At 64.5% G+C, this 24,847-nt stretch carries 32 protein-coding genes and 1 tRNA gene; 13 read left to right on the top strand and 20 right to left on the bottom strand.

Features of this window, described 5'->3' with window-relative positions; translation table 11 throughout:
* Positions 1-290: 290 nt before the first annotated feature.
* A complete protein-coding gene (locus tag Q0030_RS11525; RefSeq protein ID WP_298366585.1) occupies positions 291-1,283 on the bottom strand; it encodes an aldo/keto reductase in 993 nt (330 codons plus the stop codon).
* 109 nt (positions 1,284-1,392) lie between these two features.
* On the opposite strand from Q0030_RS11525, the gene Q0030_RS11520 reads away from it, so the two are divergent.
* Together Q0030_RS11520 and Q0030_RS11515 are read left to right on the top strand one after the other, a co-directional pair.
* A complete protein-coding gene (locus tag Q0030_RS11520; RefSeq protein ID WP_298366583.1) occupies positions 1,393-2,286 on the top strand; it encodes a LysR family transcriptional regulator in 894 nt (297 codons plus the stop codon).
* Positions 2,287-2,464: 178 nt separating this feature from the next.
* A complete protein-coding gene (locus Q0030_RS11515; RefSeq protein ID WP_298366581.1) occupies positions 2,465-2,734 on the top strand; it encodes a hypothetical protein in 270 nt (89 codons plus the stop codon).
* Positions 2,735-2,743: 9 nt separating this feature from the next.
* On the opposite strand, the gene Q0030_RS11510 is transcribed toward Q0030_RS11515, so the two are convergent.
* Positions 2,744-3,064 (bottom strand): PilZ domain-containing protein, encoded by a 321-nt coding sequence (locus Q0030_RS11510; RefSeq protein WP_298366578.1) that lies wholly within the window; start codon positions 3,062-3,064, stop codon positions 2,744-2,746.
* 322 nt (positions 3,065-3,386) lie between these two features.
* Between Q0030_RS11510 and Q0030_RS11505 the strand changes: the two genes are divergently transcribed.
* The 3 genes from Q0030_RS11505 (at position 3,387) to Q0030_RS11495 (ending at position 7,294) form a co-directional block, all read left to right on the top strand.
* Positions 3,387-4,901 carry an AMP-binding protein gene (locus tag Q0030_RS11505; protein WP_298366576.1) on the top strand — a complete coding sequence of 505 codons (1,515 nt, stop codon included), beginning with the start codon at positions 3,387-3,389 and terminating at the stop codon, positions 4,899-4,901.
* Between the two features lie 144 nt (positions 4,902-5,045).
* The gene (locus Q0030_RS11500; RefSeq protein WP_298366573.1) at positions 5,046-6,017 is read left to right on the top strand and encodes a S1C family serine protease; all 972 of its coding nucleotides are present in this window, start codon (positions 5,046-5,048) and stop codon (positions 6,015-6,017) included.
* Positions 6,018-6,226: 209 nt separating this feature from the next.
* A complete protein-coding gene (locus Q0030_RS11495; protein ID WP_298366570.1) occupies positions 6,227-7,294 on the top strand; it encodes a phospholipase in 1,068 nt (355 codons plus the stop codon).
* A 117-nt stretch (positions 7,295-7,411) separates the two neighbouring features.
* Here the strand turns inward: Q0030_RS11495 and Q0030_RS11490 are convergent, their stop codons facing one another.
* Together Q0030_RS11490 and Q0030_RS11485 are read right to left on the bottom strand one after the other, a co-directional pair.
* On the bottom strand, positions 7,412-8,314 hold the full coding sequence (locus Q0030_RS11490) for an SDR family oxidoreductase (RefSeq protein ID WP_298366568.1): 903 nt from the start codon (positions 8,312-8,314) through the stop codon (positions 7,412-7,414).
* Positions 8,315-8,366: 52 nt separating this feature from the next.
* A complete protein-coding gene (locus Q0030_RS11485; protein ID WP_298366566.1) occupies positions 8,367-9,107 on the bottom strand; it encodes an SDR family oxidoreductase in 741 nt (246 codons plus the stop codon).
* 120 nt (positions 9,108-9,227) lie between these two features.
* Between Q0030_RS11485 and Q0030_RS11480 the strand changes: the two genes are divergently transcribed.
* Both Q0030_RS11480 and Q0030_RS11475 read left to right on the top strand, forming a co-directional pair.
* Entirely contained in the window at positions 9,228-10,115 is an 888-nt protein-coding gene (locus Q0030_RS11480) for a LysR family transcriptional regulator (protein ID WP_298366564.1), read from the top strand.
* A 63-nt stretch (positions 10,116-10,178) separates the two neighbouring features.
* Positions 10,179-10,385 (top strand): hypothetical protein, encoded by a 207-nt coding sequence (locus Q0030_RS11475; RefSeq protein ID WP_298366562.1) that lies wholly within the window; start codon positions 10,179-10,181, stop codon positions 10,383-10,385.
* Between the two features lie 9 nt (positions 10,386-10,394).
* Here Q0030_RS11475 and Q0030_RS11470 read toward each other — a convergent pair whose 3' ends face one another.
* Positions 10,395-10,697: an AzlD domain-containing protein gene (locus Q0030_RS11470; protein ID WP_298366559.1), complete on the bottom strand. Its 303-nt coding sequence runs from the start codon at positions 10,695-10,697 to the stop codon at positions 10,395-10,397.
* On the bottom strand, positions 10,690-11,367 hold the full coding sequence (locus Q0030_RS11465) for an AzlC family ABC transporter permease (protein WP_298366557.1): 678 nt from the start codon (positions 11,365-11,367) through the stop codon (positions 10,690-10,692). The genes Q0030_RS11470 and Q0030_RS11465 overlap by 8 nt, the downstream gene beginning before the upstream one ends.
* 74 nt (positions 11,368-11,441) lie before the next feature.
* Here Q0030_RS11465 and Q0030_RS11460 point away from each other — a divergent pair, with 74 nt between their 5' ends.
* Positions 11,442-12,044, top strand: coding sequence for an ABATE domain-containing protein (locus Q0030_RS11460; protein WP_298366555.1), 603 nt, complete (start codon positions 11,442-11,444; stop codon positions 12,042-12,044).
* Positions 12,045-12,060: 16 nt separating this feature from the next.
* Here the strand turns inward: Q0030_RS11460 and Q0030_RS11455 are convergent, their stop codons facing one another.
* From Q0030_RS11455 to Q0030_RS11430, 6 genes are all read right to left on the bottom strand, one after another.
* Complete coding sequence (locus Q0030_RS11455) at positions 12,061-12,738, bottom strand: DsbA family protein (RefSeq protein ID WP_298366552.1); 678 nt, start codon at positions 12,736-12,738, stop codon at positions 12,061-12,063.
* Between the two features lie 36 nt (positions 12,739-12,774).
* Positions 12,775-13,512, bottom strand: coding sequence for a sulfite exporter TauE/SafE family protein (locus Q0030_RS11450; protein WP_298366637.1), 738 nt, complete (start codon positions 13,510-13,512; stop codon positions 12,775-12,777).
* A 135-nt stretch (positions 13,513-13,647) separates the two neighbouring features.
* The gene (locus Q0030_RS11445; RefSeq protein ID WP_298366549.1) at positions 13,648-14,370 is read right to left on the bottom strand and encodes an LrgB family protein; all 723 of its coding nucleotides are present in this window, start codon (positions 14,368-14,370) and stop codon (positions 13,648-13,650) included.
* Entirely contained in the window at positions 14,367-14,753 is a 387-nt protein-coding gene (locus tag Q0030_RS11440; RefSeq protein WP_298366547.1) for a CidA/LrgA family protein, read from the bottom strand. The genes Q0030_RS11445 and Q0030_RS11440 overlap by 4 nt, the downstream gene beginning before the upstream one ends.
* 402 nt (positions 14,754-15,155) lie before the next feature.
* Positions 15,156-15,602, bottom strand: a complete 447-nt coding sequence (locus tag Q0030_RS11435; protein ID WP_298366545.1) for a PaaI family thioesterase — start codon at positions 15,600-15,602, stop codon at positions 15,156-15,158.
* 5 nt (positions 15,603-15,607) lie between these two features.
* Positions 15,608-16,042, bottom strand: coding sequence for an acyl-CoA thioesterase (locus tag Q0030_RS11430; RefSeq protein WP_298366543.1), 435 nt, complete (start codon positions 16,040-16,042; stop codon positions 15,608-15,610).
* Positions 16,043-16,134: 92 nt separating this feature from the next.
* On the opposite strand from Q0030_RS11430, the gene Q0030_RS11425 reads away from it, so the two are divergent.
* The gene (locus Q0030_RS11425; protein WP_298366540.1) at positions 16,135-16,692 is read left to right on the top strand and encodes a TetR/AcrR family transcriptional regulator; all 558 of its coding nucleotides are present in this window, start codon (positions 16,135-16,137) and stop codon (positions 16,690-16,692) included.
* 64 nt (positions 16,693-16,756) lie between these two features.
* On the opposite strand, the gene Q0030_RS11420 is transcribed toward Q0030_RS11425, so the two are convergent.
* Entirely contained in the window at positions 16,757-17,248 is a 492-nt protein-coding gene (locus tag Q0030_RS11420; RefSeq protein ID WP_298366538.1) for a hypothetical protein, read from the bottom strand.
* A gap of 206 nt (positions 17,249-17,454) precedes the next feature.
* Between Q0030_RS11420 and Q0030_RS11415 the strand changes: the two genes are divergently transcribed.
* Positions 17,455-17,733, top strand: a complete 279-nt coding sequence (locus Q0030_RS11415) for a PsiF family protein (protein WP_298366536.1) — start codon at positions 17,455-17,457, stop codon at positions 17,731-17,733.
* Positions 17,734-17,886: 153 nt separating this feature from the next.
* On the top strand, positions 17,887-18,951 hold the full coding sequence (locus tag Q0030_RS11410; protein WP_298366636.1) for an AbrB family transcriptional regulator: 1,065 nt from the start codon (positions 17,887-17,889) through the stop codon (positions 18,949-18,951).
* A gap of 97 nt (positions 18,952-19,048) precedes the next feature.
* On the opposite strand, the gene Q0030_RS11405 is transcribed toward Q0030_RS11410, so the two are convergent.
* The 4 genes from Q0030_RS11405 to Q0030_RS11390 form a co-directional block, all read right to left on the bottom strand.
* Positions 19,049-19,453, bottom strand: a complete 405-nt coding sequence (locus Q0030_RS11405) for a hypothetical protein (RefSeq protein WP_298366534.1) — start codon at positions 19,451-19,453, stop codon at positions 19,049-19,051.
* A gap of 98 nt (positions 19,454-19,551) precedes the next feature.
* A complete protein-coding gene (locus Q0030_RS11400; protein ID WP_298366530.1) occupies positions 19,552-19,836 on the bottom strand; it encodes a DUF1488 family protein in 285 nt (94 codons plus the stop codon).
* A gap of 37 nt (positions 19,837-19,873) precedes the next feature.
* Positions 19,874-20,170 (bottom strand): hypothetical protein, encoded by a 297-nt coding sequence (locus Q0030_RS11395; protein ID WP_097673691.1) that lies wholly within the window; start codon positions 20,168-20,170, stop codon positions 19,874-19,876.
* The gene (locus Q0030_RS11390; RefSeq protein ID WP_298366526.1) at positions 20,163-20,432 is read right to left on the bottom strand and encodes a hypothetical protein; all 270 of its coding nucleotides are present in this window, start codon (positions 20,430-20,432) and stop codon (positions 20,163-20,165) included. The genes Q0030_RS11395 and Q0030_RS11390 overlap by 8 nt, the downstream gene beginning before the upstream one ends.
* 50 nt (positions 20,433-20,482) lie before the next feature.
* Here Q0030_RS11390 and Q0030_RS11385 point away from each other — a divergent pair, with 50 nt between their 5' ends.
* Positions 20,483-20,890, top strand: coding sequence for a hypothetical protein (locus Q0030_RS11385; RefSeq protein WP_298366524.1), 408 nt, complete (start codon positions 20,483-20,485; stop codon positions 20,888-20,890).
* A 51-nt stretch (positions 20,891-20,941) separates the two neighbouring features.
* Here Q0030_RS11385 and Q0030_RS11380 read toward each other — a convergent pair whose 3' ends face one another.
* Positions 20,942-21,514, bottom strand: coding sequence for a disulfide bond formation protein B (locus tag Q0030_RS11380; RefSeq protein WP_298366523.1), 573 nt, complete (start codon positions 21,512-21,514; stop codon positions 20,942-20,944).
* 160 nt (positions 21,515-21,674) lie between these two features.
* Here Q0030_RS11380 and Q0030_RS11375 point away from each other — a divergent pair.
* A tRNA-Leu gene (locus tag Q0030_RS11375) sits at positions 21,675-21,759 on the top strand.
* Between the two features lie 269 nt (positions 21,760-22,028).
* Here the strand turns inward: Q0030_RS11375 and Q0030_RS11370 are convergent.
* Together Q0030_RS11370 and Q0030_RS11365 are read right to left on the bottom strand one after the other, a co-directional pair.
* Positions 22,029-23,030: a proline racemase family protein gene (locus Q0030_RS11370; RefSeq protein ID WP_298366521.1), complete on the bottom strand. Its 1,002-nt coding sequence runs from the start codon at positions 23,028-23,030 to the stop codon at positions 22,029-22,031.
* Positions 23,031-23,275: 245 nt separating this feature from the next.
* Positions 23,276-24,658: an aminotransferase gene (locus tag Q0030_RS11365; protein ID WP_298366519.1), complete on the bottom strand. Its 1,383-nt coding sequence runs from the start codon at positions 24,656-24,658 to the stop codon at positions 23,276-23,278.
* Positions 24,659-24,847: the final 189 nt, after the last annotated feature.

Below are 24,847 nucleotides of genomic sequence, written 5' to 3'. Positions count from 1 at the left end.
GAAAGCAGGGACCCATAACCACAGGGTCGGGTTGTTGAAGCGAGCTGTGGCCCCAAGGTCGCGCAACAACGAGCTCTTGGGGTAATGGGTCCTGGCTTTCGCCAGGACGACACCGAGTGTGTAGCACGGCCTACATCCACAATCGTCGTCCCTGCGAAAGCAGGGACCCATAACCACAGGGTCGGGTTGTTGAAGCGAGCTGTGGCCCCAGCGTCGCGCAACAATCGCCGTTAGTAGTTATCGGTCCCGGGTCAAGCCCGGGACGACACTCAGTTTGTGGCTCGACTTCCTCAGCGTCCGACCATCCCCAGCAATTGCTCCGGATAGCGCGCGCCCTGCACCTCGACGGCGGCGACGGCCTTGCCGATATCGGCGAGATCGGCGGAGCTCAGTTCGATCCGCGCGGCGCCGATGTTTTCCTCGAGCCGATTGAGCTTCGTGGTGCCCGGGATCGGCACGATCCACGGCTTCTGCGCCAGTAGCCAGGCCAGCGCGATCTGGGCCGGCGTTGCGCCCTTGCCGGCGGCGATCCGGCCGAGCTGGTCGACCAGCGCCTGATTGGCGCGGCGAGCTTCCGGCGAAAAACGCGGCACGAGGTTGCGGAAGTCGTCGCTGGCGAACGTCGTCGACGCGCTGATCGCACCCGTGAGAAAGCCACGGCCGAGCGGGCTGTACGGCACGAAGCCGATGCCGAGCTCTTGCAGCACCGGCAGGATCTCCGCTTCCGGCCCGCGTTCCCACAGCGAATATTCGCTCTGCAATGCCGTGACCTTCTGCACCGCGTGCGCCCGGCGGATGGTCTGCACGCCGGCCTCCGACAGGCCGAAATGGCGGACCTTGCCGGCGGCGATCAGGTCCTTCACCGCGCCGGCAACATCCTCGATCGGCACACTGGGATCGACCCGATGCTGGTAGAACAGATCGATCACATCGATGTTCAGCCGCTTCAGCGAGGCGTCCGCGACCGCCTTGATGTGCTCGGGCCGGCTGTTCAGCGACCGGTGCCGCTCGGCCATGGTGCTGATATCGAAGCCGAACTTGGTGGCGATCACGACGTCGTTGCGGATCGGCGCCAGCGCCTCGCCGACCAGTTCCTCGTTGACGAAGGGACCGTAGACTTCCGCGGTATCGAAGAAGGTGACGCCGCGCTCGACGGCGCCGCGCAGCAGCGCGATGCCTGCGGCTTTCTCGACCGCTGGGCCATAGGCGAAGCTGAGGCCCATGCAGCCCAGGCCGATCGCCGATACCTCCAGATTGCTGTTACCGAGTTTACGCTTCTGCATGACATCTCTCCGCATCAAGGACTGGAACCTGCCGCTGCGGGATTTAGGGCGTGCACGGGCGTCCCATTAGACGTAAAAATCGGGATAGACTTATGAGCTGGGTTCATCAATGCCGCGGCATGACGTCAATGATCTGATCGCCTTCCTCGCGGTGGCGCGTGAGCGCAGCTTCACCCGCGCGGCGGCGCGGCTCGGTGTGTCGCAATCGGCGCTCAGCCACACTATGCGCGCGCTGGAGGAGCGGCTGGGCGTGCGGCTGTTGACCCGCACCACCCGCAGCGTGGCGCCGACCGAGGCCGGCGAACGGCTGCTGCAGGGCATCGGGCCGCGCTTCGAGGAGATCGAGGCCGAACTCACAGCGCTCAACGCGCTGCGCGAGAAGCCGGCCGGCACTATTCGCATCAACGCCGGCGAGCACGCGGCCGAGACCATCCTGTGGCCGGCGCTGGAAAAATTCCTGCCGCGCTATCCCGACATCAGGGTGGAGCTGACCGTCGACAACGGACTTGCGAACATCGTCGCGGAGCGTTTTGACGCCGGCGTTCGCCTCGGCGAGCAGCTGGCAAAGGACATGATCGCGGTGCGGATCGCGCCGGACTTCCGCATGGTCGTGGTCGGTGCTCCGTCTTATTTCAAGCGACGCGACCGTCCGAAGCGGCCACAGGACCTGACCCAGCACGCCTGCATCAACATTCGCCTGCCGACCCATGGCGGCATCTATGCCTGGGAATTTGAGAAGCGCGGACGCCCGATCAAGGTCCGTGTCGACGGACAATTGGTGTTCAACAGCGCCGCGCTGCGGATCAAGGCGGCGCTGGCCGGGCTTGGGCTTGCCTATGTCGCCGAGGATCAGGTGCAGGTGCAACTGTCCAAGGGCCAGCTGGTCCAGGTGCTCGACGACTGGTGCGCGCCGTTTCCCGGCTATCACCTCTATTACCCGAGCCGCCGGCAATCCTCGCCGGCCTTCGCCCTGCTGGTCGACGCGCTGCGCTATCGGGGATAGCGTAGCGGACGCGGCGGCGTCATCGCCGCCGGGATCCACCACACGGATATTTGCTTTGCGGTTTGGCCGCAATCTCTGGGAACGAGACCAACACCGCTTACGTTATTCGAGACGCAATCGAGCGGGCTTGGCGGATCTCGCCACCGCTCGAGCCTCACCGCACCATCCGGACCAGGCCATGTTCAGAAACACATTCGCCATCATCCTCGCCGCCGGCCTGACGCTCGCGCCGGCCCAGCTTCTCGCGCAGAGCACGGGCGGCAGCCCATTGCCGCCGAGGCCGGGCGACCGCGCCGCTCCGTCGGACGGCGTGGGCGGCACTGCGCTTCCGGCCCAAAGCGGCCAACGTTATGCACCGTCCTCCGGCGGCAATTTCAGTGCAGCGCCGGCCGCTCCCGGCGGCTCGGTGAGCACGACCGGCAATGCCAACAACGCGCAGGGACGCTGAGTCGCGGCGCTAGATCGCGACGACGGGCTCCGCGGCCGGTTCGTCCGGCTCGGCGTCGGCGGTCACGAATTTGAGCCCGTAGGTCTTGCCGCGGCGCCAGACCACTTCGCAAGGGTAGCGCTTGGCGTGATCGGCGAGCAGCGTCAGCGCGAGGCGGTCCTTCACGTCGAACTCGACCTCGGTGGTGATCTTGGCGCCGCCGGGCGAGATATCGACCACGGCGCAGGCGTTCTCGGTCACGCCGTCATCGACCGTGATCCACGCCGCACGATTGTTGAGCTGGCGCCGCGGCTCGCGACTGATTTTGATCCGTGCTCCATTGCTCGCCATCGTCGTCGTCCTCGAAGACATTGGTCCTTGAAAAAAATTGGAGGCCGCGCAGGTCGATCGACGCGCCCGGCACACAACCGCACGGGCCACAATGCCGCCCGCCCGTAAAGTCCGGCTTAGCGCGATCGCTTGAACTTTACCGGAATCTTGACCCGGCTTTTAGCGATCGAGAATTCCGCAATTCCATCAGCGGGATACCGATCGCCTCGGCAACCGTCGGCTTGACACGGGGACCGCATAGTTGGTGAAGTGCAGCGGTGGCCCTGGCCACATCCCTGCAACAAGAGCGCTTCAAGCCGCCTCTGTCTTTCGGAAACGCCCCATGCTGATCCCCCTCGCCGACGTGCCGCGCTGGTATGCCGAACGTAAGCCCGCAGACGCGATCGCCGTCAGTCACGGCGCGGATACGCTGACCTGGCGTGAGCTCGAGCGCCGCGCCAATGCGCGGGCGCGCGCCTTCGCCGCCAAGGGCGTCAAGCCCGGCGACTTCGTCGCGATCGGGCTGCCCAACAGCAACGCGTTCTTCGAGACCACTTTCGCGGTGTGGAAATGCGGCGCGACGCCGACCTCGCTGTCATGGCGTCTGCCGCGCGGCGAGGCTGCCGCAGTGCTCGATATCCTGAAACCGTCGCTGGTGGTCGGTGGTGAAGCCGACTGGAATGCGCCGAATTCGCTGCCGGTGAATTTCGTGCCGGAGGGATTTTCCGAAGAGCCGCTCGACGCACCGGTCGCGCGCTACTGGAAGGCGATGACGAGCGGCGGCTCGACCGGGCGGCCGAAGGTGATCCTTGATCACAACCCCGCGGTGATCGAAACCACGACGCCGCTGATGCTCGGGATTCCGTTTGAGGCATCGCTGCTCAACCCGGGCCCGCTCTATCACAACGCGCCGTTCATCCTGTCGCACTCCGTGCTGTTCGGCGGTGGGCGGCTGACCGGCATGGTGAAGTTTGATGCCGAGGAGACACTGCGGCTGATCGAGCGCGAGCGCGTGCAATGGGTCAACTTCGTGCCGACCATGATGCACCGGATCTGGGCGCTGCCCGAGGAGGTGCGCAACCGCTACGACGTCTCCAGCCTGCAGATCGTGTTTCATATGGCTGCTCCCATGCCGCCCTGGCTGAAGGAGAAGTGGATCGAGTGGCTCGGGCCGGAGCGGGTCTGGGAGCTCTATGGCGGCACCGAGCGGCAGGGCGCCTGCGTGATCTCGGGCGTCGAATGGATGGCGCACAAGGGCTCGGTCGGCAGGATCGGCGAGACCGCGCGCTTGCGCATCATCGGCGAGGACGGCAACGACGTCGCGCCCGGCGAGACCGGTGAAATCTACTTCCTGCCCAATGACGGCGCCGGCTCCACCTATCACTATCTCGGCGCCACGCCGAAGCGGCGCACCGATGGCTGGGAATCGCTCGGCGATATCGGCCGGCTCGATGAGGAAGGCTATCTCTATCTCGGCGACCGGCTCGCCGACATGGTGCTGCGCGGCGGCGCCAACATCTATCCGGCCGAGGTCGAGGCGGCGGTGAGCGAGCATCCCGAGGTGCGCTCCTGCGTCGTGGTCGGATTGCCCGATCCGGAATTCGGCCAGCGCGTGCATGCGATCCTCGAGCTCGCCGACAGCGCCGACGCGCAGCAGATCGCCGACGGCATGGGCGACTTCCTGAAGGACCGACTCAGCCGCTACAAGCATCCGGAAAGTTTCGAACGCGTCGGCACCGCGCCGCGCGATGATTCCGGAAAGGTTCGCCGCACCATGCTGCGCGACGAGCGCGCCGACTGGATCAAGCAGGAGCGCGCCTTCCGCATCATGCCGACGCGCGCGACAAGAAGCGAATAGTTCATTCTGTCTTGCGAGGGGCAGGTCTGCATGCCAGATGAGCTGTGCAGGCCGCCGCGCAGGGTATATCATTCCATCTTCCCTGCCTGCAGAACCTCGGACTACCTTGAGGTTCCAGCGCCCTGCACGCCAGGAGATCCTTTGATGGCTTCCACCACCGAATGGAAAGTGCCAGCGGCCTTTCAACCGCGCCCCGAAGATTACCGCTATGACCTCGATCGTGCACTGATGAGCGTGGTCGGGCTGCATTCGATCATTCCGCCTGACGCCTTCAGCGCCGAGACGCTCGGCACCGAGCGCACCGGCAACGGCGTCCTGATCGATCACGGGCTGGTGCTGACGATCGGCTATCTGATCACCGAAGCCGCAACGGTGTGGCTGCATCTCGGCGACGGCCGCGCGGTCGAGGGCCACGCGCTCGGCTTCGATTTCGAATCCGGCTTCGGCCTGGTGCAGGCGCTCGGACGGCTCGACATCGATCCGCTGCCGCTCGGCTCGTCCGCGGCAACGCAGGTCGGCGACAATGTCGTGCTCGGCGGCGCCGGCGGCCGCACGCGTTCGGTCGCAAGCCAGATCGCGGCGAAGCAGGAGTTCGCCGGCTACTGGGAGTATCTGCTCGACGAAGCCATCTTCACCTATCCGTCGCATCCGAACTGGGGCGGCGCCGGACTGATCAACAATGCCGGCGAGCTGATCGGCATCGGCTCGCTGCAGCTCGAACGCGAGCGCTCGGGCCGCGCCGAACATGTCAACATGATCGTGCCGATCGATCTGCTCAATCCGGTGCTGAGCGACCTGCGCAAGTTCGGCCGGGTCGACAGGCCGGCGCGGCCGTGGCTCGGCATGTACACGACCGAGATCGACAACCGCCTCGTGGTGGTCGGCGTCGCCAGCAAGGGACCGGCGGCGCGCGCCGAACTCAAGACCGGCGACGTGATCCTCGCGGTCGACGGCGACAAGGTGACGAGCCAGACCGGCTTCTACCGCAAGCTCTGGTCGCTCGGCGCGGCCGGCGTCGACGTGCCGCTGACCATCTACCATGAGGGCGTCACCTTCGACGTCACGCTGACCTCGATCGACCGCATGAAGCTGTTGAAGGCGCCACGGCTGCATTAGATGTCGGCGCTGTTGCTCGGCGTGTTCCCTTCACCTCTCCCGCTTGCGGGGGAGGTCGCCACACGCAGCGTGGCGGGTGGGGCTCCCTCCGCTCAGGGGTTCTCGCGCGCGCGGCAGCACCCCCAACCCAACCCTCCCCCGCAAGCGGGAGAGGGGCGCAGCTTCCGCGCGGCTACATATTCGATCTAACAATCGAGAGGATGTCGACGATGAGCGAGGCCGTGGTAGACGACATCGTGGCCGTGCTGCCGCCGCTGTTGCAGACGCTGGAATCGCTGTCCTTTGTCGCACGCAACCTCAATCCGCCGGACTTCGATCGCGTGATGCAGATCGCGGGCGAGCCCGAGGAGGCCTTGCAGGCGGTGCGGCCGCGGCTTGCCGATTGGCCGGAGAAATTCGCGCACATCAAGACCGCGCTGGAGGCCGCGATCGAGCCAGCGCTCGCGGGCTATGCGGGGCTGCGCGCGGTGCAGAATGGCGAGGGCGATCTGGTCAGCGTATTCCGCGCGCTACGCTATCTGCCGCGCGCGCAGGAGGCGCTCTATCCACTGACCGAGCTGCCGCCGGTCAGCGGCTTCTTCATCGCGCCCGACTTGCGCGAGGATGCCGGCTTGCAGGCGAAGCTCGCGGCGACGCCTAACGCCGACACCGGCATCTTTCATGAGCGCAACGAACCGGGCAGCCGCGGCGGCTTCTCGATGTATGTACCGGAATATTACACGCCGGATCGTGCCTGGCCGCTAGTGATGGCACTGCACGGCGGCAGCGGCAACGGCCGCGGCTTCCTGTGGAGCTGGCTGCGCGATGCGCGCAGCCGCGGCGCCATCCTGGTGGCGCCGACCGCAACCGGCCAGACCTGGGCGCTGATGGGTGACGACACCGACACGCCGAACCTCAACCGCATCATCGACCAGGTGCGCGCGCGCTGGCGCATCGACGAGACCCGCATGCTGCTGACCGGGATGAGCGACGGCGGCACATTCAGCTATGTGAGCGGGCTCGACGACACCTCGCGCTTCACGCATCTTGCTCCGGTCGCGGCCACCTTCCATCCGCTGATGGCCGAGATGGCCGATGCCGAGCGCCTGCGCGGCTTGCCGATCTTCATCACCCACGGCCGGCTCGACTGGATGTTCCCGGTGCAGACCGCACGGCAGACCCAGGGCTTGTTGTCGGCCGCCGGCGCCAAGGTGATTTATCGCGAGATCGACGATCTCAGCCACACCTATCCGCGCGAGATCAATGCGGAGATCATGCAGTGGCTGAACGGTGGATAAGAGCAGTGGTTCTCTCCTCCGTCATTGCGAGGAGCAAAGCGACGAAGCAATCCATGCCTCCGCGTGTGCCGCGATGGATTGCTTTGCTTCGCTCGCAATGACGCGGATAGAGCGTGCCTAGCCATTCACCCGCGGCTTGAGCACGTCGGAGAACCCGACCCGGTGCAGCATCTCGTTGCGGACGCGGTCGATGACGCCGAATGCGACCTCGGCACCGTCTTGGGTCGGATCGATGTGGACACGGAACGGCCGCTTGCCGAACGGCGTATCGACGACTTTGACGATCGCGCCCGCGACCGACGACGCGTCGGCATCCTCCGGCACGATCGCCGAAAATGCCTTCATGATCTGCTCGCCGAAGCCGGCATAGGGACCGGCTTCATATTCGGCGACGCGCGCCTGATCGGCGGGACGGCCGGAATGCGCGAAGTGGTTGGTGCCGCCGGTGAACGCGCCGGGCACGATGATCGACGTCTCGATGCCCCAGCGCGTGAGCTCACGGGCATAGATCACGGCCATCGCATCCATCCCGGCCTTCGCCGCGAAATACGGCGCGAGATAGGGCGGCGTGCCGCCGGCCGAGCTGCTGCTCGATACCCAGACCACAAGTCCCCTGCCCTGCTTGCGCAGCTGCGGCAGCGCCGCGCGATTGACACGCTGGGTCGAGAGCACGTTGACGTCGTAGAGCTCGGCGAGCTGCTCGGGCGTGAAGGCCTCGGCCGGGCCGAACACCATGTGGCCGGCATTGTGGATGACGACGTCGAGGCGGCCTTGCTCGGCAACGATCTGGGCGATCGCCGCATCGACCGACGCCTGCGACCCGACATCGAGCTCGAGCGAGCGCAGATCGACCTTGTTGTCGCGAGCGAACTCCTCGATATCGGCGACCGCGGCGGCGTTGCGGCCGGTGGTGTGACGCATCGAGGCGTAGACGGTGTGGCCGGCCTTGGCGAGCGCGTTGGCGGCGAGGCGGCCGAAGCCGCTCGAAGCGCCGGTGATGACGATGACCTGTTTCATCACACGTATCCTTTTGAGATCGGTTGGGTGCGAGTTGAGTGAAGGTGTGAAGGCGTCAGACCAGGCCGCCATTGGCGCGCAGCGTCTGGCCGTTGATCCAGGCGCCGCCGGGACCGGCGAGGAACGACACGGCAGAGGCGATGTCGTCGGGCGTGCCGAGCCGCTCGAGCGGGACCATCTTGGCGAAGCGATCGATCAACTCGTCCGACTTGCCGTTGAGAAACAGATCGGTAGCGGTCGGGCCCGGCGCGACCGCATTCACCGTGATGCCGCGGCCGCGCAATTCCTTGGACAGGATCGCGGTCAATGACTCGATCGCGGCCTTGGTCGCGACATAGATGCCGTAGGTCTCGAGCCTGGTGCCGACGACGCTGGTCGAGAAGTTGACGATGCGTCCGCCGTTGCGCAGCCGGCGTGCCGCCTCGCGCATGGTGTTGAAGCTGCCTTTCAGATTGACCGCGACCTGCTGGTCGAAGGCCGCATCGTCGCTGTCGGCAATCTTGCCGAGCTTCATGATGCCGGCATTGTTGACCAGCACATCGACGCCGCCGAATGCCGCTTCGGCCGCGTCGAACAGGCCGCGCACCGCGTTGGCGTCGCTGACATCGGCCTTCGCGGTCAGCGCCCGGCCGCCGGCGGCCTCGATCCGGTCGGCGACCGCTTGGGCGGCCTTGGCATCGCCGGAGTAGTTGACGACGACGGTGAAGCCGTCCTCGGCGAGGCGTTCGGCAACCGCCGCGCCGATCCCGCGCGAGGCACCGGTCACCAGAGCTACCTTGTTGGTTTGGTTGGTCATTTTCAGTCTCCCATCAGATTGGCGGCCAAGGCCGCGTTCGATGGGAGGACACTAGGCCTTGGCGTCAGTCGGATAATCAGGCATCCTCTGACATCACTATTCGTAGATTTCGGATAATAAATGGACCGCTTCGACGCGATGCGTGTGTTCACCCGGGTGGTCGAGCGGCGCAGTTTTTCGCTGGCCGCCGACGATCTCGCCCTGCCGCGCTCGACGGTGACGGATGCGGTGAAGGGGTTGGAGGCGCGGCTTGGCGTGCGGCTGCTCGAGCGCACCACGCGCACGGTCAGGCCGACGCTCGACGGCGAGGCGCATTACCGCCGCTGCCTGTCGCTGATTGCGGACCTCGAAGACGCCGAGGGCGCGTTCGGCGGCGCACGGCCGAAGGGGCTACTACGGCTCGAAGTGCAGGGCACACTGGCGCGGCACTTCCTGCTGCCGAACCTGCCGGACTTCCTCGCCCAATACCCCGACATCGAAATCAACATGAGTGAGAGCGATCGCTGGGTCGACCTGATCCGCGAAGGCGTCGACTGCGTGCTGCGCTTCGGCCAATTGCCCGACAGCGACATGATCGCGCGGCAGGTCACGATGCTGGAGCGGCTGACCTGCGCCACGCCGGATTACCTTGCGCGCTTCGGCATGCCGACCGATCCGTTCGCGCTCGACGGCCATCGCATGATCGGCATCCGCTCACTTACGACGGGACGGTTGCGCCCGATGGAGTTCGTGATCGACGGCGGGCTCAAACAATTTCCGCTGCCCGCGCCGATGTCGGTGACCGGCCCCGAGAGTTATCTCGCGAGCGCCAGGCTCGGCCTCGGCCTTGTGCAGGTGCCGCGCTTCCACGCCGAAGCCGATCTCGCGAGCGGCACGCTGATCCCGGTGCTGCAGCAATGCCCGCCGCCATCGGTGCCGGTGTCGCTGCTCTATCCGCGCGACCGCCAGTTGTCGCCGCGTGTGCGCGTGTTCATCGATTATGTGATGCGGGTGTTCGCGCGCAGTTGATCGATCGCCGGAACCACAGCGAACCCTGCGACGTTATCCCGCCGACACCGGAGGGATTGAGCTATGCGGACGTTTTTCGGCATGATTTTGGGCGCGCTGCTGCTGGTTTGCGGCGTCTATGTCTATGATTCGATGCGGACGTCCAGCGTCGCCAATGGCGAGGTGGCGCAGGATACGCGCACGATCGTGAATTGGGATGTCGCAGCCCATGACTGGAACGTGCTGAAGACGCGTGTCCACGAGGAATGGACAAGGGTCGCCGCGAAGTAACTGCCGGCGTCACGCCGCGATCGCGGATGTCGCCATCGCCGCACCGAACCCCGCGCTCAGCGCGGCCCACTCCCGGGCCGTGACAGCCATCGTCACCAGCGCGACCATCGTCCCGACGAGACCTGCCAGCCCGCCGGACAGGCAACCGCCAACAATGAATGCGATGAACAAATTGCCGGGCGCGAGCCGGAGGAATCGCGCGGCGATGCCGTCGTCGCGCATCGACGCGGCGAGGACGTATCCGCCGGCGCGCATGGCATAGCATGTCAGTCCGAGGATGAAGATCACGCCGAGAACGTCCAGATCATGCATCGGTCCGCTCCATCATGCTGACGAGCGTGCCGCATCCGCCCCCGATCAGCATGGACCAGCTGGGATCCACGAAGCGGCTGACGAGGAGTGCGACGATCGCCGAGATCAGCCACGGCCACGGAGATGTTGCGTTCTTCCACTGGCTGGGAAGCAAGGTCGCAATGAACATCGTCGGCAGCAGCGCGGCGGCGAGCTTCAGCGGTCCGTTGGTTGCGAGCGGGGCGGCATAGGCAAGCGCGGTGCCGCCGACCCAGCCGATTGCCATCGGGATGCTCGACCCGAGCAGATAGCCCGCGTCGGGTCCGTTACGGTCTGCATCCGAACTCGTCATCAGCCACGACGCATCCGCAAGCAGAAACAGGCTGAGCAGGATCTTCCGGGGGGCGAACCCGCCAAACAGCTGGCGCAGATGGGCGCCCATCAGTAAGTATCGTGAATTGGTGGCGATGCAGGCAACGACCATGGCGGCAACCGGCAACGGGCTCGCCCACATGCTGAGCGTGATCGCCTGGGCCGTGGCGGAGTAGACGAGCAGGCTGAACAGAATCGCTTGCGGCGCCCCGAGCCCAAGCCCTTTGTAGGTCAGTCCCATCACGAGGCCAGCGGCGCCGTTGCTAAGCAGGAACGGCAAGGCCGCGACCAGGCCCCGCCTGAATCCGGCGGCCGTCATCGTTGGGACCTGTCGAGACGACTGAGCACTTGTAATGGTCATGACCGTTAGATTAGAATTGATGAGAGGCCGTGATGTCAAGGGATCCCGCGCGGGCAGCGACACAGTTCTTCGGTGGACGGGTCTGCCTCGACTTCGCGAACACACTCGACTGGCGGACGTCGGGCGATCCGCAGGAGCTGATCCCGGATTATGCTGCGCTGTTGTCCTGGAGCGAACGCCGCGGCACCTTGCCGCTCGCCGCGATCAGGAAGCTGAAAGCGCATTCGGCGAGCAGCGTGGCCGTGGCCGCGATGCAGAAGGCGCATGATTTGCGTCGCGACATCTGGACCATTTCTGACGCACTCCGCAGTGGCCGCAGCGTGGACCTCCGTTTCGTCAATCGGATGCTAGCGGCGGCTCCCCGGCAGCCCGACTTGGTGCGGCAGGATCGCGGCTATCGCCATGCGCTGGCGGGGATCGACGTGACGGAGCCGTTGTGGCCGGTGCTGTGGTCGCTGACGGCCCTGCTGGCGTCCGATGACGCGAGCCGCATCGGATGCTGCGAGGCTGACGGCTGCGGCTGGTTCTTCGTCGACGAGAGCCCGAACCGGACTCGCAGATGGTGCTCGAGCGAAGTGTGCGGCAATCGCGAGCGCGCGCGGCGCGCCTATGCCAAGCGCAAGGGCTCCGCGTGAGAGAACGCCGAGGGGCTTAGTTCTGCTCGGTCTTGCGGCCCATATTGGCCTTGCGCGCGTCGGCGATGACCTGCTCGAACTGATCGATGCTGAGCACGCCCGGCACGCGATACTTGCCGACGATGAATGACGGCGTGCCGTTGAACCCGAACGCCTGCGCCTGTTCGTTGTTGCGCGCCAAGATCGCGTCGATCGCCTTGGCGTTGGCGTCGAGATCCTTCTTCAGGCGGTCCATGTCGAGGCCGGCGCCCGAGAGTAGCTCGGCAATGCGTGGCTCGGTGATGCGCGAATTGACCGAGATCATCGCCTCATGCGCGGCGTCGAACTTGTCCTGGTACTTCGCCGCCAGCGCCATCCGCGCCGCGACCTTCGACACCGGCCCGAGGATCGGCCAATCCTTCAGCACCAGGCGAACCTTGCCGTCGTCCTGCACCACCTGGCGGAGCTCCGGCGCGAGCTTGCGGCAATACGGGCAGTTGTAGTCGAACCATTCGACGATCGTGATGTCGCCCTTGGGGTTGCCGATCACCGGAATATCCGGATCGCGCAGCACCTGCGCCTCGGTCAGGACATTGTCGTCCTCGGCGCGCGCGCGTCCGGCGGCGAGGAGTGCAATGCCGGCACCGATGAGGCCGAGCGCGCCGCGGCGGGTGGCGCCGGCGTGGTCGAGGGGGGATTTCGTCAGGTGGTTCATAGCTCGCTTCCGGAAGGGCTCCTCGCCCTTCTACGTTCAGGACACATTGATGTTACGCAGCAGCATATAGATCGCCACGACGATAATCACAGTCGCAAACACGATATTAAGGGCGCCGCGCCGTTCCGACAGGTGCCGGGCGCTCCTCGTGCCCAGGAGGCCGCCCGCGATGCCGCCGGCGACGAATAGCCCTGCCAGGCCCCACGACACCAGCCCGGACCACGCATAGCTCAGGGCCGTGGTCACGCCGAAAGCGGTAACGGCCACCAGCGAGGAGCTGACCGCGTTCATGATCGGCATCCCAGTCGCCAGCATCAGGGCCGGCACGATCAGAAAGCCGCCGCCGATGCCGAAGAAGCCGGACATGGTTCCCGTGACAAGCCCGAGGCCTATGATCGCGGGCATGTTGGACATCGAGATCTTGACGTCGGTCAGCCCGACCCGCGCGCGGGTCTTCAGCATCAACCCCGCGATGACAAGCATCACGATCGAGAACAGCGCAAGCAGCTTCTGCCCGTCCAGCATCTTGCCGAGGATCGAGCCGCCGAAAGCGCCGAACATGCCTGACAGCGCGAACACCAGTGCGCACGACCAGATCACGGTGCCGCCGCGGGCGTGGTTGGAGAGGTTGATCGCGGCGTTGGCGGCGACCGCGATCGCCGAGGTGCCGATCGCGACATGCGGCTGGGGCACCCCGACCACATAGACCATCAGCGGCACGGCAAGGATCGACCCGCCGCCGCCGACCAGGCCCAGCGAAAAGCCGACCAGCATGCCGGATGCCAGCCCAAGCACGCTCTGAGTTGCGGAGAAGACCAAGGGGAACAGACTCGCGTTTGCGGCGGCAACCCTAGAAGGATTTGCTGCTCGACGCCATACCAATAGCACAAAACTGCCCTGCAACGGGTGTCAGCGCAGCAGATATGTCACGGCCAGCGGCACCAGCAGCGACGTGACCAGCGCGTTCAGGCTCATCGCGATCCCGGCGAAGACCCCGGCGACCTCGTCGACCTGGAAGGCGCGCGCGGTGCCGATTCCGTGGGCGGCGATGCCGGCGGCAAAGCCGCGGCCGCGAAAGTCGGTGATGCCGGTGAAGTTCATCAAGGGCGTGACGATGATCGCCCCCATGATGCCGGTGAGGATCACCGAGACCGCCGTCAGCGAGGGATCGGCATGCAGGGATTCGCTGATCCCCATGGCAACGCCGGCCGTGACCGATTTGGGCGCCAGCGACAGGATGATGTCACGCGGCAGGCCGAAGGCCCGCGCCAATAGCACCACCGAGACAATCGCAGTGAGCGAGCCGACCGCGAGCGCGACCAGCATCGGCAGGACCGCAGCCGCGACCCGCCTGCGGTTCTCGTAGAGCGGCACCGCGAGCGCCACCGTCGCCGGCCCGAGCAGGAAGTGCACGAACTGCGCGCCGGCAAAATAGGTGCTGTAGGAGGTCCCGGTCAGCAGCAGGAACGCACCGATGATCCATAGCGAATGCAGCACGGGATTGGCGAGCGGGTGACGCCTCGTCTTCAGCGACACCGCGTCGGTCACGGCATAGGTCAATAGCGTCACCGTCAGCCAGAGCAGCGGCGACTGCGAGAGATAGACCCAGAGCGAGAACGGATTGTCGCTCACGGGTTGTCCTCCTCGCGCGAAAGGAGACTGCTCGCCGCGACGAAGGTCGCGACCGTCGCCAGCAGCGTGACGATGACCGAAACCGCGAGGATCACCAGGATCGCAACGCCATGCTCGGCGAGCAAATCGAGCTTCTGCACCACGCCGACCCCGGCCGGAATGAACAGCAGCGAGAGATTGGCAAGCATGCCGCGGCTCGCGCTCTCGACGCCGTCATCGCCGAGCGGCCCGCGCGCGAGCACCGGAAACCGGTCGCGCGCCAACAGCAGCAACAGCAAGAGCACCAGCCCGACCACCGGCCCCGGCACCGGCACGGCCAGCGCCCGCACGACCACCTCGCCCACCAACTGACAGAGCAGGATCAGACTGAGGCTGGCGATCATGACAAGGCGCTCACGCGAAACATGCGCCTATCAGGTCGGTGTGAGGGAGGCTTGTCAATGCGCGGGTCTTGGATGCGTGCGCAGATCTTGGGCGCCGCCGCCGTCAAATTCGTCACACCTTCTCAGACCCGCTATCCCCGCTTGTCGTCCCTGCGAAAGCAGGGACCCATAACCACCGCATTCGGTGATGAACGGGATCGTGGCCCCAGCGAGCGCAACAATTGAGATTCGGGGTAATGGGTCCTGGCCTTCGCCAGGACGACACAGTGTGTGTGTGTGGCGCGGCCGACATCCACAATCGTCGTCCCTGCAAAGCCAACACGTGCCTCGACCTGCCCCGTCATCCCCGCGCAAAGGCTTCGCCGTTGCGCAGGGGTGACGGAGATAAAGCTCTGCTCGTTGCTACCCTTCCCGCCGCTGCAGCGCCATCAGCGTCCCGCTCATGGTCGCGACCAGCGTCTCGATGCCGTCCTGCACGGCGTAGGCGCGGCCGTCGCAGACCGTCAGCGTCCGGCCGGGCTTGACCACGACGCCGCGGAATACGAACCGCTCGCCGCGGGCCGGCGCCAGGAGATTGGTCTTGAACTCCACCGTGAGGATGTCGGAGCCTTCGGGCATCAGCGTGAAGGCGGCGATCCCGCAGGCATTGTCGAGCCCCGCGGTGATGATTCCGGCATGCACGAAGCCGTTCTGCTGGCAGTACTCCGGCGCGTAGGGCATCGCGAGATCGACCTCGCCCGGCTCCATGCGTGCAATCGAGATGCCAAGCGTCTGCATCGCGCGCTGGCGCGCGAATGTGGCGGCGGCAACCGCGCGGAAGTCGGGATTCCTCGGCTCAAAGCGGGGCATGGTGGTCACGCAGTCACAGGTTCGGACGGCACGAGGTGCGGCATTGCGGCGTAGCGGATCGCCGGCGCAAACGGCGCCGATTTGCGCGCGGCGCGATCGATGTGCACGGCCGCGATCTCGCAGGTCGCGGCGACGTCGCCGGTCTCCGCGTTGCGCATCTCATGCAGGATACGGACCGACTTGTCGCGGAACTCGAGCAGCCGGCTCTTGACCTCGACAAGGTCGCCGGCGAGCAGTTCGCGCTGATAGGAGATGTTCTGCTGCACGGCAGCCATGCCGCGGCCGGACTCGCGCAGATAGCTCGGCGTCAGCCCGAGCCGCGCGAACATGTTCCAGTTCGCCTCGTCGAACTTGCCGACATACCACATGACGTTCATGTGGCCGATGTGATCGCAGTGCCAGGGATAGACCGTGCCGCGATAGGTCGCCTCGCCCTCCATCTGCCGCTCCTCCATTTTCGATACGGTAGCGTATCAGGCACGAAGCGGGCTAGCAATACGGCACCGTATCGGGGCCGCTCCGCGGAGATCACATGACTGAAAGCAAGGGCGATGTCTGGGTTGCGGCCGGCTTTGCCGAACTCGCGCATAGCGGCGTCGACGGCGTGCGGGTCGAGGTGCTGGCGAAGAATCTCGGCGTCACCAAGGGCGGCTTCTACCGCCGCTTCAGGGATCGCGCCGCGCTGCTCGAGACCATGCTGACGCGCTGGCGCGACGGTCGCATCGCCGCGATCGAGAAGCAGACCGCGCTCGACGGCGCCAGCGCACGCGAGCGGCTGAAGGCGATCATCACGCTCTATTCGGAGCGCATGAACACCGAGGCGATGGCCGTCGAACTCGCGATCCGGCAATGGGCGCGCACCGACGAGGCCGCGGCCGCAGCCGCCGCAAGCGTCGATGCCGCGCGCCTGAAGAATGTCGGCCAGCTCTATCGCGCCACCGGGCTACCGGCCGAGGAAGCCGATGCGCAGGCGTTCCTGTTCTACTGCTTCATCTTCGGCCAGAGCCTGCTGTTTCTCGAGCGCGGCCCGCGCAAGCGCGCGCAACTGCTGGCGCAGTCGGCGGACAAGCTGCTTACGGAAAGCCAATAGCGCTTCAGCCGAAAGAAAAGCGGCCGGCTTGCGCCGGCCGCCCGTCAAACTCGCTTCAGCCGACTCAGGCGCCCTTCAGGCGCTTGTTGCACTCGCTGTAATAGCCGCCGCCCTTCTGGATCCACTTCAGGCCGCCATTGCCGCCGGTGGTCTTGTTGGCATTGTACTGGTCCACGCAGGTGTGCATGCGCTGCTTGCCTTCGGATTCCTTGGCGTATTTGGGATCGACCGCGTTCGGAAACACGGCGGGCCCTGCCGGTGCGGCGGGTGCCGCGGCGGGAGCGGCTTCCCGCTTGGCCTCCTTCGGCGCGGCCGGAGCAGGCGCGGCGGCAGCGGGCGGCGGAGCGGCGGGCGCCGCAGCCGGGGTCGCGTCGGCGCCGCACTGGGCCTTGCGGAAATCATTCCACTTCTGGCCGTTGAGGGTGCCGGCCGTCTTGGCCGCCTGGTACTTGGCACTGCATTCCTGCGCGGTCAGGGCCTGCGCCGGCGCGCTCGCCGCAAAGGCTGCAAAGCCCGACACCGCAATCGCACAAAACAATCTGGTCTGAATGGTCATCCCTGGTCTCCCGTCATCCCTGGTTTCCCGTGAGGTTTCCCCTGGGGGCATTGGCGTAAGACCATTATCCTAGCGCAACCCCGACTTGCGACAACGTGCGGACGCCCTTGGCCGTTAAAATATTGTGGCGGCGGGACCACCGCATATTCATCCACGGTTCATCATCGCCGCGCAACGTTTCGGCTCCTTCCCTCACGAGGTGCCCCATGATGACGATTTCCAAGCTCGCGACCGCAACCGCCCTTGCCTCCCTGCTGCTGGTGGGCGGAGCTTTCGCGCAGACCGGCGCGCCCGCCGCCAAGGACGCCGCCCCTGCGGCCACCGCGGCCAAGGCGCCGAAGGAAGCCAAGCCGCGCACTGCCGCCTCGCTCGACTGCTCGAAGCAGGCCGACGAGAAGGGCCTGAAGGGCAAGGAGCGCAAGAAGTTTCGCAAGGCGTGCATCAAGGAAGCCGGCGACAAGTCGGCAGCGCCGGCCGCGAAGTAACGCGTAGGCAATCTGACATCCTTCACCCTCCCCACCGGGGAGGGTGAAAATCTGTACGCCGGCGAGCCGGGGCGCAATGCTGCAATCGCGAGATGCAATTGTCCCGTGGTTGCGAATTTGCCATAAGGCGGCGTGACCCTGATCCGCGCTTCGATGGCGACCGCCATTCCCGACCGCAGCAAAGTTCTGAACGGGCTCGAGACACTCGTCATCGGCGCCGCCGGCGGTTTGCTGTTTTTATGGGCGGGATTGCCGGGCGGGCTGATCTCGGGCGCGATGTGCGCGGTTGGGATTGCAGCATTGGCCGGACGGCCGCTCGCGGTGCCGCCGGTGCTGACGCAATCGGTGCTGCTGCTGCTCGGCATCTCGCTGGGCTCGCTGATGTCGCAGCAATTGCTGCAGCACATGAGCTCCTATCCGCTCACCATCGCCCTGCTGGCGCTGGCGACGTTCTGCTCGACCTTCGGCTCGAGCCTCTATCTGCAGCGCGTGCATGGCTGGGACCAGACCTCGGCCTTCCTCGCCGGCAGCCCGGGCGCACTCTCGCAGATCACGATCCTCGCCGCGGAGAAGGGCGCCGACGTCGCGGCGATCGCCGTGGTGCAGACCATGCGCGTCATCATCCTGACCGCGGCCCTGCCGCTGGTGCTGGCGCTGACCGGGGTGACGCACGCGGCGCCGCCGCCATTGCCGACGACGGTCGCCTCGCCGTTCGGCCTTGTTGCCCTCGTCGCCGGGTCGATCGGCGTCTCGCTGCTGCTGCGCTGGATCAAATTCCCCGCCAGCTGGATGTTCGGCGCGATGCTCGCCTCCAGCCTGCTGCATGGCTCAGGCCTGGTCGATGGCGGCCTGCCGCCCTGGCTCCGCAACATCGCACTGGTCGGCATCGGCGCGCTGATCGGCACCCGGTTTGCGCGGATGAAGACCTCGACCCTGCTCAGCCACGTCAATGCCGGGCTCGGCTCGTTTGCGATCGCGATCGCAATCTCGGCCGTGTTCGTGGCGGTGATCGCCTTCACCACCCATGTGCGGCTCGCCGACGTCGTGGTCGCCTTCGCGCCCGGCGCAATGGACGCGATGCTGGCGCTGGCGCTGACGCTGCACATCGACCCGATCTTCGTCGGCGCGCATCATCTGTCGCGCTTCCTGTTCGTCACCATCTCGACGCCGGGCATCATCCATCTGTTCGGACGGCCGCAGGACGACGTCGACGACTAAAGCGCGATGAGATTGGGTTGAAACGTCATCGCGCTTTCGCTCTTTGTTTGAGCATGATCTTTTCGGAAAACCGCTTCGCACTTTTCCGGATCATGCTTCAGGCGATCAGATCACTATCCGGCTCACACTTCGGACCTGACTGGTCCGGCTGATCGCGGAACGATCGCGCCAACGCCACCAGTTCACCGGGATCGAACCACAGCTCCTCGTCCCGGTCGATTTGCAGTTTCGCAACGGCTGCGGCGCACCACAACGGCCCGGTGATCCGGGCATAGACCGAATCGGGCTGTGCTTCGCTCCATTCCTCGAGCCGCTCCCTGGCGACCGCGCGCCATAACGCCGTCAGCCGGCGGCTCGCACCATGGATTTCGGAGATGGTATATCGCGGGCGCTGCTCGCTCATCAGCGTGGCGACGAGATTGCGTCGGCTCCTGAGGCGCAACAACGTCTCATTGGCCAACAGCAACAACTCGACGGGGACGCGGTGCACGATGATCAGCATGGGCTCGTCTGTCGCGCATGATCGGGACGGTGACGGCGGGATTGCCTCCACCTTGAAACACCTGACACGCGCGTCAGGGCCTTCGCACGGGGAGTCCTCTACCTTCGCTGCCGGAAATCGATGCTACGCAGGACGATCCGCGGCGGCGCCCCCTCGAACTCCTTCGCCTGGTACTTGCCATCGGCGCAGGCTTCGATGCGCTCGCGCAGCCGCATGAACTGAGTCTCGCGGTGGCCCGCGCGCCCGAGCGTCCCGCCTTCCAATTCATCCATCGCGGAGGTCGAGATCGCGCAATGGATCTCTTTCTCATCGTCATGCATCGAGAACAGCACGACCATCCTGTCGTATTCGTAGCTGATGAAGCGACCCTGGGTAAGCGTCATGTGACCAGCTCCTTCAAAGCCGCGAAGTGGTTCTGGTTCATCGCGGCTCGGTGAGCCGGACAAAATCCTCGAGAATGGCCGTGACCAGATCGCGATGCCTTGTATCCTCCGGCGGCAGGCTCGCGGCATACAGATTCAATACGTAGCGCGCCTTGGCGGCGACCTCCGGCCACGACGTCGCAGGTACCGCCAGCAGTCCGGTTTCGAGCGAGGCCTGCCGCTCGCGCAGATCCCTCGCGTGGGTCTCGATTTCCGCCAGCGCACGGCGAATATCGGTGGCTTTCTGCGCCGCCATACCGCGGTGGCGATCGAGGTCGAGCGGTTCGTCAGTCATTGGATGCGCTCGCGTCGATACGCTGGGCGTCCGCCAGATCGACTGAGCCGATCGACACCATCTCCGTCGTCAATCCGCGTGAGCCTTGTGCCGGGACGATGATCATCGTGGCGACACGGCGGAACACCGCGAATGAGAGCCCTTCGATCGCCTCTTCATCGGTAATGACGTCATAGGCGCCTGCGGGCAATTCACGATCGATGCCTCTGATCCGGAATGGATGCTGGAAGGTGACGACTTCACGTCGGGAGCGCATGGTCATGGGCCAGCCTTTTGCGAAACGCCTTGCGCCGGTGCGGCCCCGCGGCCAGCATGCGCCGCTTCGGCGGCAATAGCCAATGCTTTCTTGTTGGTTTTCCTTGTGTTCCTGGCTTTCTCGCCGAACGAGAGGCGAAGGCCGCTCCTCATAGCATCCTGCGCGTTGTTGCCGCAGCGCGCCGCAGACCGCTTTGGCGCTCGCCATTCGAAGGCGATCGGCCTACGGTCGATTACCGTCACTTCAAGCACAGCAAATCCACGTCGACGTTCTGGACTGCTCTGCAGGCAGGTTCTGACCGAGTTGATGATCTCGATAAACAGAGGGAGACCGATATGTCCAAAGGCGAACGGCACGGCAACCGGGAAACCAAGAAGCCCAAGAAGGAGAAGATCAAAGTGATCGCCGCGGCTCCCAGCCAGAAGGGCGGACAGCCGACCTTCACGCCGGGGAAGAAGAAATAGATCGGAAGAAATAGATCGATTGAGTCAGGACCTGTAAATCAGGGCTATCGGTCAAACCCTGGCCGCCTTCGCCACGCCCCAGCCGGCGATCGCGGCCATCAGGAGCGAGATCAGCACGTTGTAGCCGGCGAGCGAGATGCCGAGGAAGCGCCACTGCACCTCGTCGCAGCGGACCACCTTGACCTTGTCGAGCTGATCCAGCAGCGAGCCGGCCTTGCCGAAATCCACCATCGGGCCGGTGCAGTCGGTCGGCCCCTGCCAAAATCCCCATTCGACCCCGGCGTGATAGGCGCCGAGCCCGGCATTGGCGAGCGCGGCGAGGCCGAGGATCGCAAGGCCCGCGAGCAGCACCGGGCGCGCCGCGCCACGGGCGGCCGCGAGCGCGACCACGGCACCGAGCGGGACCGCGAGGTAATAGGCATAGCGCTGCTCGAGGCAGAGCGGACACGGCATGATCTCCAGCACGAGCTGGAAGAACCAGGCGCCGGCCAGCGTCGCGGCCGCGATCACGGCAATCGCCAAGGCCGAGGTCAGCGCCGGATTGCCGGTGGCGGAAGCATCCGACGGATGGGCGGTGGCGAGTGTCACGGCAATCCTCCTGCGAGCATCGTCCGGCGGGGTCATGGCCCCTGCTCCATGCTCAGCCCGGGTCGTATCGCGTGAAAATACCCCTGTCGAGGCGCGGGACAATCACATCCGCGCGGGTTGACCGTGACGGGCCGCCCGCTATAGTCCGCCGCGCTTCGCGACCCTGGGCCCGTCTCGGCCTTGGACCATCGCGAATGCCCCTGTGGCGGAACTGGTAGACGCGCTCGACTCAAAATCGAGTTCCGCAAGGAGTGCTGGTTCGATTCCGGCCAGGGGCACCACAATGAAAAGCTTAGTAATAACAACAAGTTACGATCATAGTTCGATTCCTGATTTTTCCAGGATGCATTGAAAATGCACGTCAAAATTCGCGGCGCTCACCCGTATTGCTGGTATTTTTGCTGGTATCGGGAAACAATGAATTTCGCCATTCCCGAACGGTGGAATTGAGCAGATGGCTCGCGAGGATTGATGGCGCGAGCCCCACCCCGAACACGTCGCTTGCCAGTGCTCCCGTGATGGGGGTTACTCCTTTAGACCTCGACGCCTATCAATACTTGAACCCCCTTGGAAATGTATCGGACGGATCAAGGGTGAATTCGGCGCCACCGACGATCCACGCACGACCAGTTATCTGTGGCACAACCGCGGGAATACCATCGACATCAGTGCGGCTGACCAACCGCCCTTCAAAGCGCGTGCCGAACATCGACTCGCATACGAGCGGCTGATTCAGTCCGAGTTCGCCACGGGAGTAAGCCAGGGCCATTCGCACTGAGGTCCCCGTACCGCAAGGCGAGCGGTCAAAATAGCGTGGCTCCTTGACCATGAAGTTGCGCGCCGCAGCGCCTTGCTCTGGCGCTTCGGTAAAGAGCGACGAGCTGAGCCGACCGAGATCAACTCCTGCCGGCTGCGTGTATTGAACTTGCTCGCGCGTTGCTTTGACGACTTCCAGTCCTAGGTCAACAAGCGTGTGAAGATCCTCCTGCCGGACCCGCAATCCGAGTTGCTTGACGTCAATCATCGCGTAGACGTTGCCGCCGTAGGCCACATTGACCACAATCTTGTCGAAACCTGGCACCTCGATACGAGCATTTTGCGCAAGAACGTAGGAGGGCACGTTTGTGAAGGTCACGTTGACGGCCTTTCGAGACTCCACGCGAACGCTTGTGACAATCAAGCCAGCGGCCGTGTCCAATCGGACTTCGGTAACCGGCTCTTTGACTGGAACCAGTCCACGCTCGACAAGCATCGTGACAAGGCCGATCGTTCCGTGCCCACACATCGGCCAGAAGCCGCCGCCACTCATGTAGATCACCCCCCAATCGGAGTCAGGGAGCACGGGTGGCGTGAGGATAGCGAACATCATGGGCCCGTGGCCCCTGGGCTCGTTGACGAGTAGATCTCGTACCCACTCCAGATTCGCCCTAGCCCACGCCAACCGTTCGAGCATGGAGTTGCCGCGAATGGGCGGCAACCCCTCGACGATGACGCGCAATGGCATGCCTTCTGCGTGCGTATCCACGGTCCGAATGAGCACCGGTGCATCCATTGCGACTTCTCCAAGGTGTGTTGACATGCGCTCAGCGTACGACCGCGTTAGACTTTAGAAACCACGCCGAATTTGCACAAGAGAACGCTTTTTGAGAGTGATTCAACCAAAAGGCATGTATCGGAATTTTCGCGAAACTCGCACGCCCTTATCTTCGCTTCGGCGATGGAGTGCTTTCAACGGCCGGCCCGTACTGTGAGATCGGCCGCAGAGCCACACTATCGACCCACTCCGCCACCGCAGATCTATCTGGCCAGTTCGTCGATGACTTGCTTAGTCGCCGCGTATGCAATTTCCACGATCTCATCAATCTCAGCTTCGGAAACGACGAGAGGAGGCGCGAATCCCAGAATGTCACCATGTGGCATTCCTCTCGCAATAAGACCCCGATCACGAGCAGCTTTGACGATCCTGGCGCTGACCTTAAGATTGGGGTCAAATCGACGCTTAGTCGCGCGATCGGCCACAAACTCAACTGCGCCAAGCAGACCTACACCTCGAACATCGCCAACCACGTCCATTTGAGCGAACCGCTCTTTGAGCCGCCTCTGAAAATGCACGCCCACGATGCGAGCTCTATCGCTAAGCCTCTCATTTTCGAAGATATCGAGAACGGCGTTAGCTGCAGCAACCGAAATGGGATGACCGGAGTAAGTGTATCCGTGCGAAAATACACCGACCCGATCTGATGCTTCCGCCATAACATCGAAGATCTTCTTGCTGATGATGGCGCCTGAAAGAGGAGCATATCCGGATGTCAGCCCCTTTGCGATCGTCGTGAGATCAGGTTCTATGTCGTACTGAAAGCTGCCGAAGTTTGCGCCGGTTCGTCCAAACCCGCAGATCACTTCGTCGGCGATCAGGAGGACGTCGTATCGCCGAAGCACGGCCTGCACTTCGCGCCAATAGCCCCGAGGGGGTGGCACAATGCCTCCTGTTCCCAGAACTGGCTCAGCAATAAAGGCACCGACCGTTTCCGCCCCCTCCCTTACGATCAGCTCCTCGAGTTCGGCGGCGCGACGACGGGAAAATGCCTCCTCCGTCTCGCCTGGTTCGGCATCCAAGTAGAAATGGGGCGCTCCGGTGTGCAGTACACCGGGGACTGGAAGGTCCATGTTATCGTGGAAAAACGATAGTCCCGTCATGGAGCTCGCGAATACCGAACAGCCATGATAGCCAAGTCTGCGAGAGATGATTTTCCTCTTCCGAGGCTGCCCACGCAGATAATTGTAGTACCAAACGAGCTTCACCTGTGTCTCGTTCGCATCTGATCCGGACAATCCAAAGAAGACCTTGCTAGGGTCACCTGGCGCCATTCGGATCACGCGGTCGGACAGGATCGCCAGCTGTTCGGTCGTGTGAGCCGCGTAGTCGTGGTAGTATGCGAGATTGTAGGCTTGCCGCGCGATTGCTGCGGCAACATCGGTTCGGCCATATCCCACGTTTACGCAGTAGAGGCCGGCAAACCCATCGATGTAGCTACGACCTTCTGCATCTTCGATACGAATTCCTTTGCCGCCGGTAACGATCGTCGGTCCATGGCGACCGAGGGAGTATCCCTTGAGATCCGTCAGTGGATGGAGCGTACTCGCCCGGTCGAGCTCCGCGACAGCCTCTATATCGATCATCCCTGCTTCTCCTAGGTTCTCATGCTCGACGTATCCACCAAAGACGCGACATTCCGTACCCGGCGTCACTCCCCCGCTTCTCTTCCCGGCGAAAATGGCGAGGTCTCTTAAGAGACCCCGCCGAGTCATGGGAGGAAACGCCCTAGAGAGGCGCATCGCCGTCTTTTGTCGCCTAACGGCGGCTCCGCA

This window comes from uncultured Bradyrhizobium sp. (genome assembly GCF_947648125.1).
In the GTDB taxonomy this organism is placed as follows: domain Bacteria; phylum Pseudomonadota; class Alphaproteobacteria; order Rhizobiales; family Xanthobacteraceae; genus Bradyrhizobium.
Note: the sequence above shows the minus strand (reverse complement) of the source record. Positions and strands in the feature narration are given on the sequence as shown.

Excerpts from the sequence above, each read along its gene's own strand:
- Q0030_RS11455 (WP_298366552.1), bottom strand. The coding sequence starts at position 12,738 with ATGAACCACCTGACGAAATCCCCCCTCGACCACGCCGGCGCCACCCGC.
- Q0030_RS11465 (WP_298366557.1), bottom strand. The coding sequence starts at position 11,367 with ATGACGGCCGCCGGATTCAGGCGGGGCCTGGTCGCGGCCTTGCCGTTC.
- Q0030_RS11370 (WP_298366521.1), bottom strand. The coding sequence starts at position 23,030 with ATGGATGCACCGGTGCTCATTCGGACCGTGGATACGCACGCAGAAGGC.
- Q0030_RS11470 (WP_298366559.1), bottom strand. The coding sequence starts at position 10,697 with ATGCATGATCTGGACGTTCTCGGCGTGATCTTCATCCTCGGACTGACA.
- Q0030_RS11425 (WP_298366540.1), top strand. The coding sequence starts at position 16,135 with ATGACTGAAAGCAAGGGCGATGTCTGGGTTGCGGCCGGCTTTGCCGAA.
- Q0030_RS11485 (WP_298366566.1), bottom strand. The coding sequence starts at position 9,107 with ATGACCAACCAAACCAACAAGGTAGCTCTGGTGACCGGTGCCTCGCGC.
- Q0030_RS11450 (WP_298366637.1), bottom strand. The coding sequence starts at position 13,512 with ATGCTGGTCGGCTTTTCGCTGGGCCTGGTCGGCGGCGGCGGGTCGATC.
- Q0030_RS11385 (WP_298366524.1), top strand. The coding sequence starts at position 20,483 with ATGCGCCGCTTCGGCGGCAATAGCCAATGCTTTCTTGTTGGTTTTCCT.
- Q0030_RS11365 (WP_298366519.1), bottom strand. The coding sequence starts at position 24,658 with ATGATCGATATAGAGGCTGTCGCGGAGCTCGACCGGGCGAGTACGCTC.
- Q0030_RS11430 (WP_298366543.1), bottom strand. The coding sequence starts at position 16,042 with ATGGAGGGCGAGGCGACCTATCGCGGCACGGTCTATCCCTGGCACTGC.
- Q0030_RS11475 (WP_298366562.1), top strand. The coding sequence starts at position 10,179 with ATGCGGACGTTTTTCGGCATGATTTTGGGCGCGCTGCTGCTGGTTTGC.
- Q0030_RS11400 (WP_298366530.1), bottom strand. The coding sequence starts at position 19,836 with ATGACGCTTACCCAGGGTCGCTTCATCAGCTACGAATACGACAGGATG.
- Q0030_RS11440 (WP_298366547.1), bottom strand. The coding sequence starts at position 14,753 with ATGATCGCCAGCCTCAGTCTGATCCTGCTCTGTCAGTTGGTGGGCGAG.
- Q0030_RS11405 (WP_298366534.1), bottom strand. The coding sequence starts at position 19,453 with ATGCTGATCATCGTGCACCGCGTCCCCGTCGAGTTGTTGCTGTTGGCC.
- Q0030_RS11380 (WP_298366523.1), bottom strand. The coding sequence starts at position 21,514 with ATGACCCCGCCGGACGATGCTCGCAGGAGGATTGCCGTGACACTCGCC.
- Q0030_RS11480 (WP_298366564.1), top strand. The coding sequence starts at position 9,228 with ATGGACCGCTTCGACGCGATGCGTGTGTTCACCCGGGTGGTCGAGCGG.
- Q0030_RS11390 (WP_298366526.1), bottom strand. The coding sequence starts at position 20,432 with ATGACCATGCGCTCCCGACGTGAAGTCGTCACCTTCCAGCATCCATTC.
- Q0030_RS11435 (WP_298366545.1), bottom strand. The coding sequence starts at position 15,602 with ATGCCCCGCTTTGAGCCGAGGAATCCCGACTTCCGCGCGGTTGCCGCC.
- Q0030_RS11420 (WP_298366538.1), bottom strand. The coding sequence starts at position 17,248 with ATGACCATTCAGACCAGATTGTTTTGTGCGATTGCGGTGTCGGGCTTT.
- Q0030_RS11415 (WP_298366536.1), top strand. The coding sequence starts at position 17,455 with ATGATGACGATTTCCAAGCTCGCGACCGCAACCGCCCTTGCCTCCCTG.
- Q0030_RS11460 (WP_298366555.1), top strand. The coding sequence starts at position 11,442 with ATGTCAAGGGATCCCGCGCGGGCAGCGACACAGTTCTTCGGTGGACGG.
- Q0030_RS11520 (WP_298366583.1), top strand. The coding sequence starts at position 1,393 with ATGCCGCGGCATGACGTCAATGATCTGATCGCCTTCCTCGCGGTGGCG.
- Q0030_RS11515 (WP_298366581.1), top strand. The coding sequence starts at position 2,465 with ATGTTCAGAAACACATTCGCCATCATCCTCGCCGCCGGCCTGACGCTC.
- Q0030_RS11410 (WP_298366636.1), top strand. The coding sequence starts at position 17,887 with ATGGCGACCGCCATTCCCGACCGCAGCAAAGTTCTGAACGGGCTCGAG.
- Q0030_RS11510 (WP_298366578.1), bottom strand. The coding sequence starts at position 3,064 with ATGGCGAGCAATGGAGCACGGATCAAAATCAGTCGCGAGCCGCGGCGC.
- Q0030_RS11505 (WP_298366576.1), top strand. The coding sequence starts at position 3,387 with ATGCTGATCCCCCTCGCCGACGTGCCGCGCTGGTATGCCGAACGTAAG.
- Q0030_RS11525 (WP_298366585.1), bottom strand. The coding sequence starts at position 1,283 with ATGCAGAAGCGTAAACTCGGTAACAGCAATCTGGAGGTATCGGCGATC.
- Q0030_RS11395 (WP_097673691.1), bottom strand. The coding sequence starts at position 20,170 with ATGACTGACGAACCGCTCGACCTCGATCGCCACCGCGGTATGGCGGCG.
- Q0030_RS11500 (WP_298366573.1), top strand. The coding sequence starts at position 5,046 with ATGGCTTCCACCACCGAATGGAAAGTGCCAGCGGCCTTTCAACCGCGC.
- Q0030_RS11495 (WP_298366570.1), top strand. The coding sequence starts at position 6,227 with ATGAGCGAGGCCGTGGTAGACGACATCGTGGCCGTGCTGCCGCCGCTG.